General features: G+C 72.3%; 22 protein-coding genes. 8 read left to right on the forward strand and 14 right to left on the reverse strand.

Going from position 1 to position 17,966, the window contains the following annotated elements:
- Positions 1 to 49: 49 nt before the first annotated feature.
- The 3 genes from ABD907_RS17725 to ABD907_RS17735 form a co-directional block, all read right to left on the reverse strand.
- Positions 50 to 922, reverse strand: a complete 873-nt coding sequence (locus ABD907_RS17725) for an NAD(P)-dependent oxidoreductase (protein ID WP_345217983.1) — start codon at positions 920 to 922, stop codon at positions 50 to 52.
- On the reverse strand, positions 919 to 2,619 hold the full coding sequence (locus ABD907_RS17730) for a dihydroxy-acid dehydratase (protein ID WP_345217985.1): 1,701 nt from the start codon (positions 2,617 to 2,619) through the stop codon (positions 919 to 921). The genes ABD907_RS17725 and ABD907_RS17730 overlap by 4 nt, the downstream gene beginning before the upstream one ends.
- 203 nt (positions 2,620 to 2,822) lie before the next feature.
- Entirely contained in the window at positions 2,823 to 3,749 is a 927-nt protein-coding gene (locus tag ABD907_RS17735; protein WP_345217987.1) for a LysR family transcriptional regulator, read from the reverse strand.
- 137 nt (positions 3,750 to 3,886) lie between these two features.
- Here ABD907_RS17735 and ABD907_RS17740 point away from each other — a divergent pair, with 137 nt between their 5' ends.
- From ABD907_RS17740 to ABD907_RS17755, 4 genes are all read left to right on the forward strand, one after another.
- Positions 3,887 to 5,257 carry an aminomethyl transferase family protein gene (locus tag ABD907_RS17740; RefSeq protein ID WP_345217988.1) on the forward strand — a complete coding sequence of 457 codons (1,371 nt, stop codon included), beginning with the start codon at positions 3,887 to 3,889 and terminating at the stop codon, positions 5,255 to 5,257.
- Between the two features lie 441 nt (positions 5,258 to 5,698).
- Complete coding sequence (locus tag ABD907_RS17745; protein ID WP_345218906.1) at positions 5,699 to 6,040, forward strand: ArsR/SmtB family transcription factor; 342 nt, start codon at positions 5,699 to 5,701, stop codon at positions 6,038 to 6,040.
- A 2-nt stretch (positions 6,041 to 6,042) separates the two neighbouring features.
- Positions 6,043 to 6,534: an SRPBCC family protein gene (locus ABD907_RS17750; RefSeq protein WP_345217990.1), complete on the forward strand. Its 492-nt coding sequence runs from the start codon at positions 6,043 to 6,045 to the stop codon at positions 6,532 to 6,534.
- Positions 6,534 to 7,097 (forward strand): dihydrofolate reductase family protein, encoded by a 564-nt coding sequence (locus ABD907_RS17755; protein WP_345217991.1) that lies wholly within the window; start codon positions 6,534 to 6,536, stop codon positions 7,095 to 7,097. The genes ABD907_RS17750 and ABD907_RS17755 overlap by 1 nt, the downstream gene beginning before the upstream one ends.
- 441 nt (positions 7,098 to 7,538) lie before the next feature.
- Here the strand turns inward: ABD907_RS17755 and ABD907_RS17760 are convergent, their stop codons facing one another.
- Positions 7,539 to 8,696, reverse strand: coding sequence for a maleylacetate reductase (locus tag ABD907_RS17760; RefSeq protein ID WP_345217993.1), 1,158 nt, complete (start codon positions 8,694 to 8,696; stop codon positions 7,539 to 7,541).
- Positions 8,697 to 8,952: 256 nt separating this feature from the next.
- Here ABD907_RS17760 and ABD907_RS17765 point away from each other — a divergent pair, with 256 nt between their 5' ends.
- From ABD907_RS17765 to ABD907_RS17775, 3 genes are read left to right on the forward strand one after another with little or no spacing between them, the layout of a single operon-like run.
- Positions 8,953 to 9,510, forward strand: coding sequence for a TetR/AcrR family transcriptional regulator (locus ABD907_RS17765; RefSeq protein ID WP_345217995.1), 558 nt, complete (start codon positions 8,953 to 8,955; stop codon positions 9,508 to 9,510).
- Positions 9,507 to 9,875, forward strand: a complete 369-nt coding sequence (locus tag ABD907_RS17770; protein ID WP_345217996.1) for a DMT family transporter — start codon at positions 9,507 to 9,509, stop codon at positions 9,873 to 9,875. Before ABD907_RS17765 ends, ABD907_RS17770 begins: the two co-directional genes overlap by 4 nt.
- Entirely contained in the window at positions 9,872 to 10,186 is a 315-nt protein-coding gene (locus ABD907_RS17775; protein WP_345217998.1) for a DMT family transporter, read from the forward strand. Before ABD907_RS17770 ends, ABD907_RS17775 begins: the two co-directional genes overlap by 4 nt.
- 241 nt (positions 10,187 to 10,427) lie before the next feature.
- On the opposite strand, the gene ABD907_RS17780 is transcribed toward ABD907_RS17775, so the two are convergent.
- Both ABD907_RS17780 and ABD907_RS17785 read right to left on the reverse strand, forming a co-directional pair.
- Positions 10,428 to 10,919 (reverse strand): SRPBCC family protein, encoded by a 492-nt coding sequence (locus tag ABD907_RS17780; protein ID WP_345217999.1) that lies wholly within the window; start codon positions 10,917 to 10,919, stop codon positions 10,428 to 10,430.
- On the reverse strand, positions 10,916 to 11,263 hold the full coding sequence (locus tag ABD907_RS17785; RefSeq protein WP_345218001.1) for an ArsR/SmtB family transcription factor: 348 nt from the start codon (positions 11,261 to 11,263) through the stop codon (positions 10,916 to 10,918). Before ABD907_RS17785 ends, ABD907_RS17780 begins: the two co-directional genes overlap by 4 nt.
- Before the next feature lie 104 nt (positions 11,264 to 11,367).
- On the opposite strand from ABD907_RS17785, the gene ABD907_RS17790 reads away from it, so the two are divergent.
- The gene (locus ABD907_RS17790; protein ID WP_345218002.1) at positions 11,368 to 11,808 is read left to right on the forward strand and encodes a nitroreductase family deazaflavin-dependent oxidoreductase; all 441 of its coding nucleotides are present in this window, start codon (positions 11,368 to 11,370) and stop codon (positions 11,806 to 11,808) included.
- Positions 11,809 to 11,925: 117 nt separating this feature from the next.
- Here ABD907_RS17790 and ABD907_RS17795 read toward each other — a convergent pair whose 3' ends face one another.
- The 8 genes from ABD907_RS17795 to ABD907_RS17830 are packed head-to-tail and all read right to left on the reverse strand — an operon-like array spanning position 11,926 to position 17,966.
- Positions 11,926 to 12,492: a hypothetical protein gene (locus ABD907_RS17795; protein ID WP_345218004.1), complete on the reverse strand. Its 567-nt coding sequence runs from the start codon at positions 12,490 to 12,492 to the stop codon at positions 11,926 to 11,928.
- A 20-nt stretch (positions 12,493 to 12,512) separates the two neighbouring features.
- Entirely contained in the window at positions 12,513 to 13,532 is a 1,020-nt protein-coding gene (locus tag ABD907_RS17800) for a cytochrome c-type biogenesis protein CcmH (RefSeq protein WP_345218006.1), read from the reverse strand.
- The gene (locus ABD907_RS17805) at positions 13,529 to 14,086 is read right to left on the reverse strand and encodes a TlpA family protein disulfide reductase (protein WP_345218007.1); all 558 of its coding nucleotides are present in this window, start codon (positions 14,084 to 14,086) and stop codon (positions 13,529 to 13,531) included. Before ABD907_RS17805 ends, ABD907_RS17800 begins: the two co-directional genes overlap by 4 nt.
- Complete coding sequence (locus tag ABD907_RS17810) at positions 14,086 to 16,059, reverse strand: cytochrome c-type biogenesis CcmF C-terminal domain-containing protein (RefSeq protein WP_345218009.1); 1,974 nt, start codon at positions 16,057 to 16,059, stop codon at positions 14,086 to 14,088. Before ABD907_RS17810 ends, ABD907_RS17805 begins: the two co-directional genes overlap by 1 nt.
- Entirely contained in the window at positions 16,056 to 16,523 is a 468-nt protein-coding gene (locus tag ABD907_RS17815) for a cytochrome c maturation protein CcmE (protein WP_345218010.1), read from the reverse strand. The genes ABD907_RS17810 and ABD907_RS17815 overlap by 4 nt, the downstream gene beginning before the upstream one ends.
- On the reverse strand, positions 16,520 to 17,206 hold the full coding sequence (gene ccsA, locus ABD907_RS17820) for a cytochrome c biogenesis protein CcsA (RefSeq protein ID WP_345218012.1): 687 nt from the start codon (positions 17,204 to 17,206) through the stop codon (positions 16,520 to 16,522). Before ccsA ends, ABD907_RS17815 begins: the two co-directional genes overlap by 4 nt.
- A complete protein-coding gene (locus ABD907_RS17825) occupies positions 17,203 to 17,589 on the reverse strand; it encodes a c-type cytochrome (RefSeq protein ID WP_345218014.1) in 387 nt (128 codons plus the stop codon). Before ABD907_RS17825 ends, ccsA begins: the two co-directional genes overlap by 4 nt.
- Entirely contained in the window at positions 17,589 to 17,966 is a 378-nt protein-coding gene (locus tag ABD907_RS17830) for a hypothetical protein (protein ID WP_345218015.1), read from the reverse strand. The genes ABD907_RS17825 and ABD907_RS17830 overlap by 1 nt, the downstream gene beginning before the upstream one ends.

Genomic DNA, 17,966 nt, shown 5'->3' on the forward strand with positions numbered 1-17,966 from the left:
TGTACGCCGATCGGGGGGGTGGGGGTAGGTCTTGCCGAGACGTTCTCGGTCAGGCAGGGCCGGATGCCCCGGGCAGCCATCGAGTGAGCGCGGACGGGTGCCGTTCGGAATCCGTCTCTGCCGCGTTCGCGAAGACCTCTCGTGCGTACGGGAAGATGCCGGACTCGAGCCCTGCCGACGCGAGCAGGTCGGCGATGGCGTGCTGGACCTCGACGAGCCCGCCGAGCGTCATGCCGGCGGCGTCCTCGTCGCCCGCGAGCGCCTTGGGCAGACCCATCCGTAGGCACGCGCTGTCGGCGAAGCCCCCGAACAGGATCTCCATCGACTCGTCCGGGTCGAGGCCAAGACGCTTGATGAGCCACGCGGTCTCGGCGGCCGCGACGAAGTTGATCGACACGTTGAAGTTGTTGACGAGCTTGAGCATGAGGCCACGGCCGGGGCCACCGAGATGGGCGATCCTCGTCGTGTAGGCGGCGGCCAGGGGGCGCAGGAGGTCGATGCCCGCGGCGTCCCCGCCCGCGGCACACACCAGGGTGCCGGCCTCGGCGCCCATCGGTCCGCCGCTCACGGGTGCGTCGACGAAGTGGGCGCCTTTGGCCGAGAACGCGCCGTGGACCTTCTCGGCGATGTGCGGGGAACAAGTGCCGTGCTCGGCGAAGAGCTGCCCAGGCTTGGCGGCGTCGAGCATCCGACCGAGATAGACCTCCTCGATCGCGGCGCCGTCGAGCAGGCAGCCGAGCACGGCATCCGCCTGGTCCGCGACCGCTTCGGGAGACTCACCGAGCCGTGCTCCCGCATCGAGGACCTCGCGCAGCTTGGCCGGCGTCCTTCCCCACACCAGGACGTCGTGCCCCGTCGCCATCAGTCGCTGAACCATCGGGCGCCCCATCGCGCCGACGCCGACGAACCCGATCGTGCTCACGCTGTGCCCTCCGCGACGAGGAAGTCGAAATCGCATCCTTCGTCGGGTTGGAGCGCGTGCTTGGCGTAGATCCGGCCCCATCCGCGGGCCGGCGCCGAGGTCGGGACCCCGACCGGCTCGCGACGTGCCAGCTCCTCGGGCTCGACGAGGAGGTCGAGCCTCCCTTGCGCGACGTCGAGCTCGATCTCGTCGCCGTCGCGCACGTAGGCGAGCGGGCCGCCGACGGCGGCCTCCGGCGTGACGTGGAGTACGACGCTGCCGCCTGACGTGCCGCTCATCCGAGCGTCGGTCACGCGGAGCATGTCGACGACTCCGGCGTTGTACAGCTTTGCGGGGATCGGGACGTGACCGACCTCGGGCATCCCGGGTCCGCCGAGCGTCCCGACGCCGCGGAGCACGAGGACGGTGGACTCGTCGACCTCGAGATCTTCGCGGTCGATCTTGGCCCACATGTCGGGGACGCCGTCGAACACGATCGCCTTGCCCCGGTGCCGCCGCATGGTGCCGGGAGCACCCGCGATCTTCATGACCGCGCCGCGGGGCGCGAGCGTGCCGCGCATCAGGGCCATACCGCCGTCGGGCGTGAGTGGTGCCGCCGGATCGCCGATCGGACCCGCACCCGAGCGGGGCGCCGCATCGTCGAGCACCTCGCCCCAGGTGCGGCCGTCCGCCGTCGGGACGTCCTCGTGCAGGAGATGACGGATCCGCGCGGCGACCGCGGGGATGCCGCCGGCCTCCTCGAGCTCGCTGAGCAGCGCGCGGCCGTTCGGTTTGACGTCGGTGATGAACGGGGTCGTCCGCGACCACTCGCGCAGCCGGTCGAACCCGATGCGCAGCCCCGCACGGCCGGCGATCGCCTCGAGGTGGATGAGGGCGTTCGTCGAGCCGCCCAGGGCGCAGACGGTGCGTACGGCGTTCTCGAGGGCTGCCATCGTGACGCGCGTCGCGGGCACCACCTGGCGTGCGACCACGTCGACCACGAGGCGCCCGGAGGCCTCGGCGACCTCCATGCGTTCGGGTGCGGCCGCGGGGTGCAGGCTCGAACCGGGCAGCGCGAAGCCGAGGAGCTCGCCGATCGCGGCCATGGTCGTCGCCGTGCCCATCACGTTGCAGCTGCCGGGTCCGCCGTGGATGACGCTCTCGAACGCGAGCCAGTCCTCGTCGCTGACGTTGCCGACGCGACGCTCGTCGATGACCTGCCACTGCTCGTCGACCGTCGTCGGTCTGCCCTGCCAGCAGGCGACGGGGCGCGGACCGCCCGTCACCAGCACGGCGGGCGTCGCGGCGCTGATCGCTCCCATGAGGACGGCCGGGACGGTCTTGTCACAGGCCCCGAGCAGCACGACGCCGTCGATGGGTGCCGCGAGAATCGTCTCTTCGACATCCATCGCCATGAGGTTGCGCAGGTACATCGACGACGGGCGGCTGAAGGGCTCGTTGATCGAGATCGACGGGAACTCGAGGGCGAGCCCGCCGGCCGCCGCGACGCCACGTTTGATCGACGCCGCGAGCTCCCGGAAGCCGTTGTTGCAGGGGTTGAGCTCGCTCCAGCTCGTCGAGATGCCGATGATCGGGCGGCGGCGCACCTGCTCGGCGCCGAATCCCTCGGCGCGCAGGAACGCCCGGTGCACCATGCCGTCGGCGCCGTCCTCGGCGAAGATCCGGCCGTCGAGCCGATGCACGTTCTCCTGCGACATTGCCGCTCCTCGCGATACGGGGCGCTGCCCTGCTGCCCATCGGTACGGGCGCTGCTCTGCCGCCCATCCGGATGCTAACCGACCACGCTCCCCGTGGATCAGGCACCGTGGCCGTGGGACGGGGAACGGGTCTTGAGGCGCGCCCGGCCACCGATCGACCTCCACGAATACCGGCAACCGCTTCCGGACCGATGGACGACCTCCTACCGCGCTGCGTGCACGGGCGCCGACGACGTCCCGGTCGCCGAGAGAAAGTCCAGCAGCGCGCCGTACCGCGCCGTGCGCGGTGCACCGACGGGACGCGCCAGGCCGACGACGGTCGAGGGCACCCGGTCGGTGATCTCCAGGTGGCGTACCTGGTGCCCGTCGTAGGACCAGGACGTGGCGGGCCGCTGGAACATGACCGCATACCCGAGGCCGCGGCCGACCAGGCAGCGCACGAGCTCGAAGCTGCCGGTGGTGTGCCCGATCGTCGGCTCGAGCGAGAGCGCGCCGAAGAGCTGCTCGGTGTTCTGCCGGGTCGGGTGCACGTCGAGGACGATCAGCGGTTCCGAGACGAGCTCGCCGAGCTGGATGCCGCCGCGGTCGGCCAGCGGGTGCCCGTCGGGCACGAGCACGTGCGGCCGGTAGGTGTGCACCCGCTCGAACGCCAGCTGCGCGGAGACGTCGACGCTGTACATCAGGGCCGCGTCCACCCGTCCCTGCAGGAGCAGCTCGTGCAGCTCGGGCGCTCCTGCCTCGACCAGCTCGAGCTCCAGGGCGGGGTGTCGCCGGCCGAAGTCCTCGAGGATCGCCGGCAGGTAGAACGGCGTCAGGGTGGAGAAGCACCCGACGCTGAAGCGCCCGGTCAGGCTCGTCGCCGTCTGCCACGCGTCCGCGGTCAGCGTCTCCGCACCGGCCAGGAGCTGCCGCGCCAGCGAGAGCACTCGCGAGCCGGCCGGTGTCAGGGTCACGCCGCGGCCCTTGCGCCGCACGAGCAGCTGGAGCGCGAGATGGCGCTCGAGGTCGTCGAGCGCGAGGGCGAGCGCCGAGGCGCTGACGTGGCAGCGCTCGGATGCGGCCGCGAGCGAGCCCTCGCTGGCGACCGCCTCGAAGTACTCGAGCTGGCGCAGGGTGAACGGAACCGACATCACACAAGTTTCTCTCAGGTGCCTCATCGCATAAACGTGCTTTTCAAGGGAACCATCCGGTGTCAACACTAGGGACGTGACGACCGGCCACGGCTGACCCTCGGCCGCGGCCGCCCACGATTCGAGGAGGAATCCGAATGCCCAGGAACCTGGAAGAAGCCATCGCGGAAGCCGGAAGCCCGGTCAACCTGCTCTGGGAGTCCCAGACGCCGCCGTCCGTCGTGCCGCGCGTGGTGCCGGAGTTCACGAACTGGCGCGACGAGCAGCTCGCCTGGCGCCGCACCGCGGTGATCTACGACCAGTCGCACCACATGGTCGACCTCAACATCAAGGGGCCGGACGCGCTCCGGCTGATCAGCGACCTCGCGGTCAACAGCGTCGCGAACTTCCCGGTCGACAAGGCCAAGCAGTTCGTCGCCGTGAACCACGACGGCTACGTCATCGGTGACAACATCCTGTTCCACCTCGCCGAGGACGAGTACCACGCCGTCGGCATCCCACCGTCGATCAACTGGCTGCACTACCACGCGGTCACCGGCGACTACGACGTGCGCATCTGGCGCGACGACAACTCAGCGGTCCGCACGGGCGACCCGGTGCTCTACCGCTACCAGGTGCAGGGCCCCGGTGCCCTGGAGGTCATCCGGGATGCCACGGGCGAGGAGCCGCCGAAGCTGAAGTTCTTCAACATGACCACGCTCAAGATCGCCGGCAAGGAGGTCCGGGCGCTGCGACACGGCATGGCCGGTGAGCCGGGCTTCGAGATGTGGGGCCCGTGGAAGGACCAGGAGGCCGTCCACGGTGCGCTGCTCGAGGCGGGCAAGGCGCACGACCTCGTCGAGGTGGGTGCTCGCGCCTACCACACCAACGCCCTCGAGTCCGGCTGGCTGCCCCGCCCGCTGCCCGCGGTGTACACCGACGAGCGTCTCGCCGACTACCGGCGCTGGCTGGACGACAAGGCCTACGAGACGGTCTCGCCGCTCGGCGGGAGCTTCCACTCGCAGAACATCGAGGACTACTACGTCACGCCGTACGAGCTCGGCTACGGGCGCATCGTCTCCTTCGACCACGAGTTCGTCGGCCGCGAGGCCCTCGAGCGCATGGAGGCCGAGGGCAAGACCGACACGCGCCGCAAGGTCACGCTGGTGTGGAACGGTGACGACGTCGAGAAGGCCTACGGCTCGATGTTCCACCCCGGCCCGGGCGCGAAGTTCATCAACCTGCCGATGTCGCTGTACGACACCTTCCACTTCGACCGGGTGGAGGCCGACGGAAAGGTGATCGGGCTGTCCACCTGGACCGGCTACACGGCGAACGAGCGCGCGATCCTCTCGCTCGCCGTCGTCGATCCCGAGCTCTCCGAGCCGGGCACCGAGGTGACCGTGGTGTGGGGCGAGGACACGCCGTCGTCGAAGGCGCAGGTCGAGGACCACGTCCAGATGCCCATCCGCGCGACGGTCCAGCCCGCACCGATCGCGGAGTACGCACGCACGGCCTACCGGGCCTAGCACCCCGCCGAGGCGCACCGGGCCCTGAGCGCTGCCGAGCCCTCTGGGCGCCGCCGAGCCCGACGAAGTGGTCCTTCGAAACAGCCACTTCGTCGGGCTCGGCCTGCTCGGAGCCACGCCCAGCGTCCTTTCGGGAGCCCGAGCGGCGGCGGGCAGGTCACCACCTGCGCCGCATGTCCTTGGCGATCACGAGCAGCGAGGGCTACTCGAAACGCCGCGGGCTACTCGCAGAACAGTGGCCTTCGGTGTTTGGAGTAGCCCTCGCTCGAGGAATCCGGAAGCGCTGGCCGGCGCAGCCGGACTTCTGCCGTCTCCCGGAACACGCTGCTGACGAGCAGGTCGCGGCGGCAGTGCTCCTGCCGGCACTCACGGACGCGTGCCGAGACGGTCCTGCCCTCGAGGCCGTTGACACAGCCCAGGCCGCTGGTAATCTACAACCAAATGGTTGTAGATGGCCCGTCGGACCAGAAGGCCGACCAGATCTTCCGGGCGCTCGCGGATCGCACACGGCGCGACATCGTCGTGCGGGTGCTGAGCCGTGACGAATCCGTGTCGGCGCTCGCCGGACGCTACGCGATGAGCTTCGCTGCCGTGCAGAAGCACGTTGCCGTCCTCGAGCGCGCCGGCCTGGTCACAAAGGAGCGCCATGGCCGGGAGCAGCACGTGCGCGGCGACGTCCATGCGGTCCGGCAGGCGGCGACGCTGCTCGACGCCTACGAGCGTGTGTGGCGCCAACGGATCGGCCAGGTCGACCAGCTGCTGGCCGAGGACGAGAGGAGCTGAGGATGCCGGTCGTCGACTGTGTCAAGAACACCGAGGACCTGAGCCTGACGATCGTGGCGGAGCTCGCCGCACCGGTGGAACGCGTCTGGCGGATCTGGTCCGACCCGCGCCAGCTGGAGCGCTGGTGGGGGCCGCCGACCTGGCCCGCCACGTTCCAGCACTACGACTTCAGGCCGGGCGGCCGGGCACGTTACTACATGACCGGACCCGAGGGTCAGCGTGCGCACGGCTGGTGGGAGCTGCTCTCCATCGAGGCGCCGACCGCCCTCACCTTCCGTGACGGCTTCGCACATCCCTCGGGCGAGCCCGTCGACCCCGACGACACGTTCACATGTGTCGTGATGCTCGACCCTATGGCTGGTGGCACCCGGATGACGACCCGCACGACGTTCCGAAGCACCGACCAGCTCGATCAGCACCTGGCGATGGGCGCGATCGAGGGCATGACCGGTGCCGCCGGCCAGATCGCCCGACTCCTCGAGGAGGTGGCGTGATGACGGACATCGTCGCTGAGCTCATCGTCAGCCTCGACGGGCACGTGCGTGGAGAGCAGTCGCCCGGCTACTACGGCTACTTCGGCCCCGAGCTCGGGGCGTGGTTCGAGCAGAAGGACGCCGAGCCGCACCGCACCGCCTTCGGCCGCAAGACGTACGAGATCCTCTCGGACCTGCCCGAGGAGGCAAAGGACGAGGACTGGCACCGCATGGTCAAGACCTCGGGATGGCTCTTCTCTCGCACGCTCAGCACATCCGAGTGGCCGAACCTCACCGTCGTGGGCGCCGACCCCGTCGACATGCTGCGTCGGGCCAAGGAGGACGGCGGACCCGAGATCCGCATCCTCGGCAGCCTGTCGATCGTGCACCAGCTGCTCGGCGCAGAGGCACTCGACCGCCTTCGGTTGATTGTGTGCCCGTTGGTCCTGCCGCAAACCGGGCTGGAGCCGCTCTTCGCGGGGTTGCCGGACCTCGCCTTCGACCTCGAGAGCACCAGAGTGCTCGACGACCGCGTGCTGCTGCTCGACTACCGCCCCGCAGGTCCGCCGCCGTCGACCGCCTGACTCCGGTCCGCACCGGCCACCTCTCAGGTCACGCCCGGGCCCGTTCGAGTAAGGGCCGGTCGACGTAGCTCCCGACCTTATGGATGACCGCGAGGGCGTCCCGCTGGTCGGCGACCTGCGGTGGACCTTGGTCACCTGCCGGCGCGGGATCTCGAGTCGTTCGCGCTCGTTGCGGCTCACTTCCCGTGCCAGCTGGGCGTAGCACCGGATGTCAGGACCGCGCACGACGATGCTGTGTCCGCTGTCGCAACCGCTACGGTTTCGAAGGTCATGACCAGGAGGCCGGCGCAGACCCTCGCCCAGACCTTCCGATCGTCATCCGCGCTCATATCTATTCAGTGTCCGCACCAGGCTCGAGGTAACGCGGCACGCTCGCGACCGTGAGCCTGAGGAAGTGCCCGCCGGCGGCAGCCCATTCCTCGGGCTCGGCCGAAGAACGGGTCAGTGCGTCAACGGCACGACGACGGCGCGCTCGCCGGCCTGCGCGCGCCCGATCAGGGCCCGCAGGTCTTCCTCCGTCACAGGGCGCGGGTTCGACGGCGGCATCGTCTCCAGCGCCAGCCGGGCCGCCTCGGGGACCTGCTCGACCCGCAGGCCCAACTCACCCAACGACGTCGATGGTCCGAGGCTGTTGTAGAGGGCCTGCAGGGTCGCGAGCGCATTGGCGGCGGCCGCCTGCTCCGGCTCGTCGCTCCCGGAGAGTCCGTTCGTGCCGCCGTCGGGCCCGAAGCCGGCGCCGTCCAGCGCGATGGCGACGCGGTCCGCCGCCTCGGGCGCGGCCGGTCCGTTGAAGCCGAGCACGTGGGGCAGGACGACGGCGTGCATGGCCGCGTGCTCCAGGTTGTACGCGCCACCGAGGACATGGCAGATCTTGTGGTGCATGCCCGAGCCGGCGGAGGCGAAGGCCGCTGCGGCGAGGTAGGTGCCTTCTTGGCTGCGCTGGCGGGCCTGGAGGTCCGTGCTGTCGGCGAGAACGCCGGGCAGTCCCTGCCCGAGCAGCCGGATTCCCTCGACGGCGAACGCGGTGGAGGGCGGTCCGGCGGACGGCGCCCAGAGTGAGTCCACGCAGTGCGCGAGGGCGTTCAGGCCCGAACTGATGGTCAGGTGGGACGGCATCGTTGCGGTCAGCTCGGGGTCGTAGACCACCGTGCGAGGGAGCACCGCCGGATCGGTGCCGTTCGTCTTGCGGTTCTCGTCGGTCAGTCCCCACAGGTCGGTCGCTTCCGAGCCGGCGTAGGTGGTCGGGACCGCGACGATGGGCAGCCGCTCGGTCAGGGCGACGGCCTTGGCCGTGCCGGTCGTGGATCCGCCGCCGACACTGAGGAGCACCTCGGCGCCGGAGTCGCGGGCCAGCGCACGGGCCGCCTCGGCCACCTCGACCGGGACGTGGGGTCGGACTCCGGTGAACGTCGCCACGATGTCCAGGCCGATGGTGATCCGCCGGGCGAGCTCGAGCTCCGCCTCGGCGGCCACCAGCATCACCCGGCTCACCCCGAGACGGGCGAGCTCTTCGGGCAGGACTCGTCCAGCGGCTCCGGGGCCGCTGACCACTCGCTGTGGCCGAGCCTCGTACGCCGTCGTCATGACGTCGACCTTCATCGGACCGCTCCTTTGCGTCCCGCCGCACCCCCTGCAAGCACGGGTGAGTACTCAGGGTGCGCCTCAGAGCGCCGGTCCGTCCAGTTGAGATCCGTGCAGCAGAAGCCGGATCGCCCCCGCCACCGTCCGGGGTCGCTGCCCGACGGAGGCCCGTGCCGTGTTCGGGGATGGCCGTCCTGTGCTTGCCGCTTCCGCTGAGGTCAGTCAGCAGACAGGGGCGACCTGACCTTACCTTCCGGATGGTAAAGTTCGCCGCGTGGCCACCAGCACGCGCGAGCGCATCATCACCGCCGCGCTGACCATCGCCGAGGAGCGCGAGTCGGTCGAGGGCGTGACCGTCTCCCTGGAGTCGGTCGCCCGGCGCGCCGGCCTGACCAAGCCCGGGCTGATGTATCACTTCCCGACCAAGGAAGCGCTCATGCTGGGCCTCGTGGACCACGCCGCCCGGCGGTGGTCGGAGCAGATACGTGCCGAGGCGGGCGGCGACCCCGGGGAGCTCTCGGCGTTCGACCGTCACCGCGCCTACGTCAAGGTCGCGATGACCGCCGAGCGGTCCCGCGGGGACTACTGGGTCTTCTCGGACGCGCTGTACCAGCCGGCGCTGTCCGCAGCGTGGCACCGCCACCTCACCCCGTGGTTCGCCGCCGCGGGGTTGTCCGGCGAGGCTCGGGCGCTGCTGACCGTGGCGCGGTTCGCCGCGGACGGCGCCTGGATCTCCGAGGCGACGGCGCTGTTCCGTGCCGACGATCGCGACCTGGCCGCCGCGCGGGTCCGCGCCCTGCGCCTGATCGACGAGGCGGAGGTGGCAGCATGAGGAAGTGGCTCTACCTCGGCGGGGCGATCGCCACCGAGGTGACCGGCACCATGGCACTGCGCGGCGCCGTCGACGACCCCGGCTGGATCCCGGTCGTGGTGGCCGGCTACCTGGCGTCGTTCACGCTGCTCGGGCTCACCCTGCGCGAGCGCCTGCCGATCGGCGTCGCGTACGGGATCTGGGGCGCCACCGGTGTGGCGCTGACCGCCCTGCTCGGCACGCTGCTGTTCGACGAGGTCCTCAGCCCGACGGCGATCGCCGGCATCGCCCTCATCGTCGTCGGCGTGGTGCTCGTGGAGAGCGGCTCCCACCGTGCCCAGCTCGCGGATCACGGCGCCCGGCGCCTCGAGGGGGAGACGACATGAGCTGGGTGTGGCTGCTCGCCGCCATCGCGTGCGAGATCTCCGCGACGTTAAGCCTGCGGGCGAGCGACGGGTTCCGGAGGCGGCGTTGGCTCGTCCCGGTGGTGGCCGGCTACCTCGCCTCCATCGTGCTCCTGGCGCTTTCGCTGCGCGCCGGGATGATGGTCGGCGTGGCCTACGGGATCTGGGCCGCGACCGGCATCGCGGCGGTCGCCCTGCTCGCGCGAGTCATCTGGGACGACCCGCTCACCAGGCGGATGGTCGCCGGCATCGTCCTCATCGCCGTCGGCGTCCTGCTCGTCGAGCTCGGCTGAACTGGTGAGGCCCGCCCGACAGGGCTGCTGGTCGCACCAACCCTGACCGAGGGTCTTTCGGGCCGGTCAACGTAGCTGAACCTACCGATCGTGGCCGTTGCGGTGATCGCGCCGCCTCCTGAACCTCACCAGTCACACCAGTCCCGAACGGTACGTTCAGCTACGGAGCCGCTGAGGCGAAGGCGGGGTGCTCGTACCAGATACGCCTCGCTGACCAGCCGGACGGTTCCGGCGGCGCTGCTCAGGCGGACGTCGTCAGCAGCTCTTCGAGGCGCTCGTAGCCCTCGGTCATGCCGGTCTCCATGCCGGACTCGGCCATGGCGTCGCGGGTCTCGACGTCCGGGTAGACCGAGTGGCCGACGAGCTTGCTCCGGCCGTTCCCGAGGTCCACGAACGTCAACGTCTCGATGCTGACGACGTCGGGCGCACCCTCGAACTCGAAGGTCTGGATGACGAGCTCGTTCTCCCGGACGGTGTGATAGCTGCCGCGGAAACGGTAGGGGGTGCCGTCGTCGTCGGTGTGGGTGTAGCGGTACCGGCCGCCGGTGACGAAGTCGTACTCGTGGACGGTCATCTCCAGCCCGCGCGGGCCCAGCCATTGCGAGACCAGGTCCGGGTCGGCGTGGGCGCGGAACAGCTCCGCGACGGGGGCGTCGAACTCGCGCTCGAAGTCGATGTAGGGCAGTCCCTCGGGAAGGTTCAGGGTCAGGGCGTTGGCTGTGGTCGCGGTCATCTCTTCTTCTCCCGGTCGCTCTGCTGGTGTCGGAGCGCGGCGTCGAGGTTGCGGAACTGAGACTCCTTGACCAGTCGGTACTGGTCGATCCAGGCGGTCAGGTCCTCGAGCCGCGCCGCGTCGAGGTGCACCGGTCGGCGCTGGGCGTCGCGGGTGCGCGTGACGAGCCCCGCCTGCTCGAGCACGTGGATGTGCTTCGAGACCGCCTGCTTGGTGATCTCGAACGGCTCGGCGAGCTCGTTGACGGTTGCGGGGCCCCGGCTGAGCCGGGCGACGATACGACGGCGTGCGGGATCGGCCAGGGCCATGAAGGCCCGGTCGAGCTGCTCGTCGTCGTCCCGCATCAGTTCAACCCTCCTGTTGGTAAACCGATAGGTTGATTACATCCTTGGGTGGAGCGACCTGTCAAGACGGGAATGATCCGGGCCGGTCGTGAGGTTCACGGGACATGACCGATCTCGAGTATCTCCCCAGCCCCAGCGAACGCTCCCGCAACCAGGTGGCCGAGTACGAGGCCTCCGGCGGCGCCCGTGCCAACACGCTCCCCGGCACGGACATGCCCGTGGTGATCGTGACGATGCGGGGAGTGAAGTCCGGCAAGCTCCGCAAGGTCCCGCTGATGCGGGTCGAGCACGACGGCGCCTACCTCGCCGTCGCCTCCAAGGGCGGGGCGCCGAAGCATCCCGAGTGGTACCACAACCTCGTCGCCGATCCGTGGGCGATGGTCCAGGACGGCCCGACGCCGATCGAGACCCGGGCACGCATCCTCACCGGGGACGAGCGGGCCGAGTGGTGGGACCGCGCGGTGGCCGCCTACCCGCCGTATGCGGACTACCAGGAGAAGACGGACCGGGAGATTCCGGTGTTCCTGCTGGAGCCGGTGGAGTAAGGCCCCGGCCCGACGCGTTGCGGCGCGAGTTCGGCAGGTGATTCCTGCCGGACTCCCGCCGTTGTTCGTGGGGGACGGCGCGGCGTTCGCGGAACGGTGCCGCTGCCGCGCCGGAGGTCAGGAGTCGGCGACCGCCAGCTCGGTGCGCATCCCCTGCTCGGCGTGGCCGGGCACGGTGCAGATGAGCTGCAGCTGCTCGCCGGCGACCGCGGTGATGGTGAGCGTGGCCTGCTCGCCGGGTCCGAGGACGGGCGTGCGCCAGCTTCCGGCCGCACCCTCCACGGCGACGTCGTGGCCCGTGGCGCCGGCGTTGGTCACGACGAGTGTGGTCTCCCCGGCGGCGAGCTCGTCGGCGGCGATCTCGATGCCCCACTCCATCAGGCCCACCCGGACCTCGGTCGGCCCACCGTCCTCCTGGCCGTCGTCCTGCTGCGCATCGTCCTCCCGGCCGTCGTTCTCGTGCGCGCCGCTCTGCTGCCCGTCCGCCGAGCCCTCGGTCGCCGGGGGAGCGGACGTCCCGGACGACGGTGGACCCGACTCATCCGGTGAGCCGCACGCCGCCACGGCACCGACCAGAAGCGCGGCGGCCAGCGTCGCCCGCCACTTCCGCACGATGTCTTCCCGCCACGTCCTCACGGTGTCCTCGCGCCGCACCCTCACGGTGTCCTGCTGCTCCACCCTCACGGTTCCTCGCCGTCCGGCTCTCACGGTGCCTCCTCGACGGGCTGGTCGAGCATCCGGCGCACGTCCGCGGCGGCCGGGTCGTCCGGCGCGAGCTCGAGGAACCGCTCGAGGAGCGCCCGGCCGCCCTCGTCACCGGCGCGCCACCGCAGCGTACCGAGCAGCAGCAGCGAGTTCTTGTGGTCGGGTTCGGCCGTCAGGGCGTTCTCCAGGGCCTTGACCGCGGCCTCGCGTTCCCCGGCGCGCTCCAGCGCGAAGGCGTGCAGGTATCGGATGTCGGCGTCGCGCGGCTGCATCCGGGCGACAGCGCCGTAGTGGTCGCTCGCGGCGGTGACGTTGCCCTGGGAGTCCAGCGCCCGGGCCAGCGCGAGCCGGAGCTCGACGTCGGCCGGGTCGGCTGCCACGGCGTCGCGGAGCACCGACACCGGCGCCGGCGCGCTCGCGCTGCCACCGTGCGCATCGCTGCCCTCCGACTCGGCCACGGCGGCGCCGGTCGGCCCCTCGGTCGAGACCACCCATGCCGCCGCGACGACGGCCCCGGAGCCGACGGCGGCGAGGGGCACCAGCCATCGCCGTCCCGTGAGCCAGCGGCGGGCACCGAGCGCCACGGCACCGACGACGAGTACGGCCGGGATCGCCCACAGCAGCCAGCCGGCGCCCCGGCGCGGCGGGTCCAGCAGCACACCGTCGCCGTACCGCTGGGTGAACCACGTCCGGATCTCGTCAGGCGACTCGCCGGCCCGCAGCCGGTCGGCGATCACGGTGCGCATCGCGTCGGACATCGGCGCGGCGGAGTCGGCGACCGACTCCCCGGCGCAGGTGGGGCACCGCAGCGTGGCCGCCACCTCGTCGGTGCGGGCCTCCAGCGACGGCTCCGGGCCGCGGGACGCCGCCGACCACAGGCCCACCACGGCCACCAGGACGGCGACCGCCGCGACGATCCACGGGGCGGGCCGGCGCCCGGGGGATCCCGGCGGACCCTCCGACCAAGATCCGGGCGCACCCTCCGACCAAGTCTCCGGCGCATCTCCCGCACGACTCATCGGCGCACCTCCGGCACGACGACCTCCTGCACCCACTCCTGCGTGACCTCACCGAAGTGACGGTCGACGATGTTGCCCTCCCGGTCCACCAGGAACGTCTCCGGCATCCCGACCACGCCCCACTCGACGGCCTTGGTCCCCTCGGGGTCGACGATGCTGGGGTAGGACACCCCGAGGTCCTCGACGAACGTGCTCGCCGCATCGGGCAGGTCCCGGGCGTTCAGCCCCAGGACCTCCAGGCCTTCGGGACCCAGCTCCTCGCTCGCCCGCTCGAGCACAGGGACCTCCTTGCGGCACGGCGCGCACCACGAGGCCCACACGTTCACGATCACGACCGACCCGCGCAGGTCCGCCAGGTCGTGCCGGCCGCCGGCCAGACCGGGGCCCGCCAGCTCCGGGGCCGGCGTCGTCTCCCGTGGCGACGAGGCCTCCTCGGCCGCGGCGGCTCCACCGCCGGCAGGCCCGCCGTTGGCCGCCCCGCCGTTCGCAGGCCCGCCCGCACAGCCCCCGAGCAGCGCGAGGGTCAGCAGGAGCAGCACGGCCGGCCGACGCATCACGCCTCCCGTGCCGCGGCCGCCAGCGGCGAACGCTCGGGTGCCGTCTCACGACGGGGGGCGCCGCCGCGCCGCCGGGCCGGCACGCCGGCCAGCACACCGCCGACGATGGTCAGGAACGCCGAGGCCCAGAGCCACGTGATCATCGGGGTGACCGCGAGCCGCAGGGTGGCGGTGCCGGCGGCCGGGTCCGCCCCGAGCAGCGTGACGTAGACGTCGCGGAACGGCTCCACGCGGATGGCGGGCCCCGCGAGCATCGTCGACTGGTCGCCGTACCAGCGCAGCTCCGGGCGCACCGTGCCCAGCGGCGTCTCGCCCTCGGCGAGGAGCACGCGTGCCTCGGCGACGTCGCGGTGCGGCTCCTCGCGGCGGTCGAGGGAGACCAGCGTCGCGGTGGTCTCGCCGGCACGGACGGCGCCGCCGACGGGGACCGTGGTCTCGGTGGTGGCGCCGTGCCCGCCCGCCACCACGGCGACGGCCCCGAGCGCGATGCCCAGGTGCGCCACGAACACGCCGATGCCTCGCCGGTCCCGCGGTCGGCGCACCCCGTGCCGGGTCGCGGAGGCGAGCACGAACCCCGCGAGCCCGCTCACCGCGGCCAGCGACAGGTCGGGGACCAGGATTCCGACGACGCCGGTCACGAGCGCCGCGAACGCCGCCGGTGGCCCCAGCCGGGCCAGCAGCGCACGCGGCTCCTCCCGCCGGGCCGCCAGCAACGGGCCGACGGCCATCAGTGCGAGCAGGACGACGGCGACCGGCGTCAGCGTCCGCGCGTACCACGGCGGCCCGACCGAGACCCGGTCACCGGCCACGGCGTCGATCACGGCCGGCAGGCAGGAGCCCACCAGCACCACCGCTGTGACCAGCACCAGCAGGACCCGGTTGGCCTGCAGCGCCCCGCCGCGCGACAGCACCGGCGGCGCCGGAGCGTCCGCAGCGAGGTCCCGCCGGCGGCGGACCAGCAGGGCCAGCAGCACCATTGTGGCCAGTCCCAGCACGCCGAGCAGCACCGGCCCGAGCGTGGAGGTGCTGAACGCGTGCACCGACTCCACCACCCCGGACCGGGTCAGGAACGTGCCCAGCAGTACCAGCACGAGGCCCGCGCCGGCCAGTCCGACGGCCCAGCCGCGCGCCAGCGTGGTCCGCGCCCCGACCGTGTGCAGCAGGGCCGTCGCCACCAGCCACGGCATCAGCGAGGCGTTCTCCACCGGGTCCCACGCCCAGTACCCGCCCCAGCCGAGCACGGCGTAGGACCACCACGCCCCGACGACGATCCCCGCCGAGAGCAGCACCCACGCCCCCAGCGTCCAGGCGTGCACCACCCGCGCCCAGGGCCGGCCGAGCGTGCGGGTGGCCAGGCCGCCGACGGCGAGGGCGTACGGCACGGCCAGCGCGGTGAAGCCGGCGTAGAGCAGGGGAGGGTGGACGCCCATGGCGGCGTGGTCGCGCAGCAGCGGGCTGGGCCGGGCGGCGTCGGCCATGCCGGCCGGGCCGAACGGCGAGGCCACCAGCGTCACGACGGCGAACACGGCCACCAGCGCGGCCAGCACGGCCGCGGCCGCGCAGTGCCCGGCCGGCGTCAGGTCCCGGGGCCGGCGCACGAACAGCGCGGCCACCACGGCGGTGGCGAGCAGCCACAGCAGCAGCGAGCCCTCCAGCGCGGACCACAGGGCGCTGATCCGGTAGTACACGGGCAGCGTCGCGTCGCTGACCCGGTCGACGTAGGACAGCGAGGTGTCGTGGCGGACCAGGGCCACCTCGATGAGGACGACGGCGCCCGCCACCGCCGCCAGCGCCAGGACCGTCGTGGTCGCACCCGCCCGTTCGAAGGTGGTCGGCCGCTCGGACGTCGTCGTCCCGGTCGCGTCGGCCGCGGCGCGGACCCGGCCTGCGGCGGCGCGCGCCCACGCCACCGCGGCGGTCAGGCCCAACAGTGCCGCGGCGGCGAGCAGCACCGTGCCGGCGGCGCTCACCGTTGCGCGGCCTCGTACTCGTTGGAGTGGCGCATCAGCAGCCGCTCCGCCACCAGCACGCCGGCATCGTCGTAGCGGCCCTCGACGACGGCGCCCTCACCCTCGCGAACGGTCGGCGGCAGCCGGCCGTCGTAGGTGACCTCGACGTCCGTGGCACCGTCGGTGAGCAGCAGGGTGGCGCCGTCGGCCGTCTCGTCCACCGAGCCCGGGACCACGAGGCCACCGACGCGGACCAGCTCGGAACCCGCCGCGGCCCCGGCCCCCGCTTCGCTCACCGTCGCGGACCCGCCGCCGGCGCCGGTCACAGCGCCAGCCGGGGCCCCGGCCGCCTCCGAGGGCGTGCGGTAGTACACCAGGCCGTCGTCGTCGGCCGCGTCGACGCCGATCGCCGTCAGCCCGGCGGCGGCCAGGACCAGGACGGCGACGCTGCGCCGCCGCGACCTCGACCAGGACGACCAGCTCACCGCGGCGCCCCCGTGAGCTCGCGGGCGTCGGCGGGCACGGCCGCGGCCGCGTCGGCCCGCGACAGGGCGGCCGTCCGCGCGGAGACCACCCACGCGGTCACCACCGTCAGGGCCGCGACCGCCACGGCGAGCGCCAGACCCATGAGTGGGTCCAGCGGCGGAGTGAGGTCGGGGGCCAGCACCGTGGGCGGCTGGTGGAGGGAGCGCCACCACAGCACGGAGAAGTGCACCACCGGGACGACGGTGAAGCCCGCCACGCCGACCACCGCGGCGGGGGTGCGGGTCGTCGTCGCGCCGCGCAGCGCCAGGTAGGCGACGTAGACCAGGCCCATGGCGACGGTCGTGGTGACCCGGGCGTCCCACACCCACCAGGTGCCCCACGTGCCGGCGCCCCAGATGCTGCCGGTGGCCAGCGTGACGGCGGTCAGCACCACGCCCACCTCGGCCGCCGCGCGCGCCAGCCGGTCGGAGCGGCTCGTGCGCCGGCGCAGGTGCCGGGCGCTGGCGAGCAGCACCGCGAAGAAGCACAGGTAGGCGCACCAGGCGGCGGGCACGTGCAGGTACATGAGCCGCTGGATGGGGCCCTGGACGGCGTCGACCGGTGCGACCACCAGCGCGAGCAGCACGGCGAGCGCGCACGGCACACCGGCGGCCACGGCCCAGCGCCGGGAGGCGGGCGTCATTGCTCGTAGAGATAGGCCGCGATGTCCCGGGCGTCCTGCTCGGTGACTCCCATGTCCGGCATCACGGTGCCCGGTGCGATCTCCTGCGGGTTCTGCAGCCATCGGATGAGCTCCTCCGGTCGGTTCGGCAGCTGACCGGCGAGGTAGCGCCGGTCCTCGAGGTTGTCCAGGTCCGGTCCGACGCCGTGCTCGACGCCGGGGACGCCGGGGATGGCGTGGCAGGACGCGCAGCCGTACTCCAGGATCTGCGCGCGGCCCGCGTCCGGGTCGCCCTGGCGGACGATCTGCTGGGTGGTCTCGGCGGGCTCGTCCGGCCCGCACGCGGCCAGGACGGCCACGGCCGCGGCGGCCAGGGCAAGACGGGCTCGATCGGTGTGAGGCATCAGCACACTCCCAGCACCACGGGCGTGAGGCCGAGGAGAACGATGCTGTAGCCGAAGACCACCGCCGCGGCGGCGCCCACGTACCCCAGGAACGGCAGCAGGCCGGCGCCTCGGCCGGCGTGGCGGGCCACGGCCAGCCCGGTGAGGCCGGCGACGACGGTGGCGAGCAGCAGCACGACGTTGAGGCCGATCAGGACTGCCGACAGGGCCCCGCCGGCGACGCCGCCGCCGGCGCTGGCGACGGAGGAGCAGGTGAAGTCCTGGACCACGTAGGACAGGTACAGCGACGCGGTCCAGGCGACCGGTGGGACGACCAGGGCCACGACGCCGCGGCGGGTGGCACGCCGTGTGGTCGAGGTTCCGGTGTGCGTCGCCAT

It is taken from the genome of Georgenia halophila (assembly GCF_039541595.1).

Coding starts and splice junctions, on each gene's coding strand:
- ABD907_RS17790 (WP_345218002.1), top strand. CDS start 11,368: ATGACCGATCTCGAGTATCTCCCCAGCCCCAGCGAACGCTCCCGCAAC.
- ABD907_RS17825 (WP_345218014.1), bottom strand. CDS start 17,589: ATGCCTCACACCGATCGAGCCCGTCTTGCCCTGGCCGCCGCGGCCGTG.
- ABD907_RS17775 (WP_345217998.1), top strand. CDS start 9,872: ATGAGCTGGGTGTGGCTGCTCGCCGCCATCGCGTGCGAGATCTCCGCG.
- ABD907_RS17740 (WP_345217988.1), top strand. CDS start 3,887: ATGCCCAGGAACCTGGAAGAAGCCATCGCGGAAGCCGGAAGCCCGGTC.
- ABD907_RS17830 (WP_345218015.1), bottom strand. CDS start 17,966: ATGGCGACGCACACCGGAACCTCGACCACACGGCGTGCCACCCGCCGC.
- ccsA (WP_345218012.1), bottom strand. CDS start 17,206: ATGACGCCCGCCTCCCGGCGCTGGGCCGTGGCCGCCGGTGTGCCGTGC.
- ABD907_RS17800 (WP_345218006.1), bottom strand. CDS start 13,532: ATGAGTCGTGCGGGAGATGCGCCGGAGACTTGGTCGGAGGGTGCGCCC.
- ABD907_RS17735 (WP_345217987.1), bottom strand. CDS start 3,749: ATGTCGGTTCCGTTCACCCTGCGCCAGCTCGAGTACTTCGAGGCGGTC.
- ABD907_RS17760 (WP_345217993.1), bottom strand. CDS start 8,696: ATGAAGGTCGACGTCATGACGACGGCGTACGAGGCTCGGCCACAGCGA.
- ABD907_RS17750 (WP_345217990.1), top strand. CDS start 6,043: ATGCCGGTCGTCGACTGTGTCAAGAACACCGAGGACCTGAGCCTGACG.
- ABD907_RS17805 (WP_345218007.1), bottom strand. CDS start 14,086: ATGCGTCGGCCGGCCGTGCTGCTCCTGCTGACCCTCGCGCTGCTCGGG.
- ABD907_RS17745 (WP_345218906.1), top strand. CDS start 5,699: ATGGTTGTAGATGGCCCGTCGGACCAGAAGGCCGACCAGATCTTCCGG.
- ABD907_RS17785 (WP_345218001.1), bottom strand. CDS start 11,263: ATGCGGGACGACGACGAGCAGCTCGACCGGGCCTTCATGGCCCTGGCC.
- ABD907_RS17755 (WP_345217991.1), top strand. CDS start 6,534: ATGACGGACATCGTCGCTGAGCTCATCGTCAGCCTCGACGGGCACGTG.
- ABD907_RS17730 (WP_345217985.1), bottom strand. CDS start 2,619: ATGTCGCAGGAGAACGTGCATCGGCTCGACGGCCGGATCTTCGCCGAG.
- ABD907_RS17770 (WP_345217996.1), top strand. CDS start 9,507: ATGAGGAAGTGGCTCTACCTCGGCGGGGCGATCGCCACCGAGGTGACC.
- ABD907_RS17780 (WP_345217999.1), bottom strand. CDS start 10,919: ATGACCGCGACCACAGCCAACGCCCTGACCCTGAACCTTCCCGAGGGA.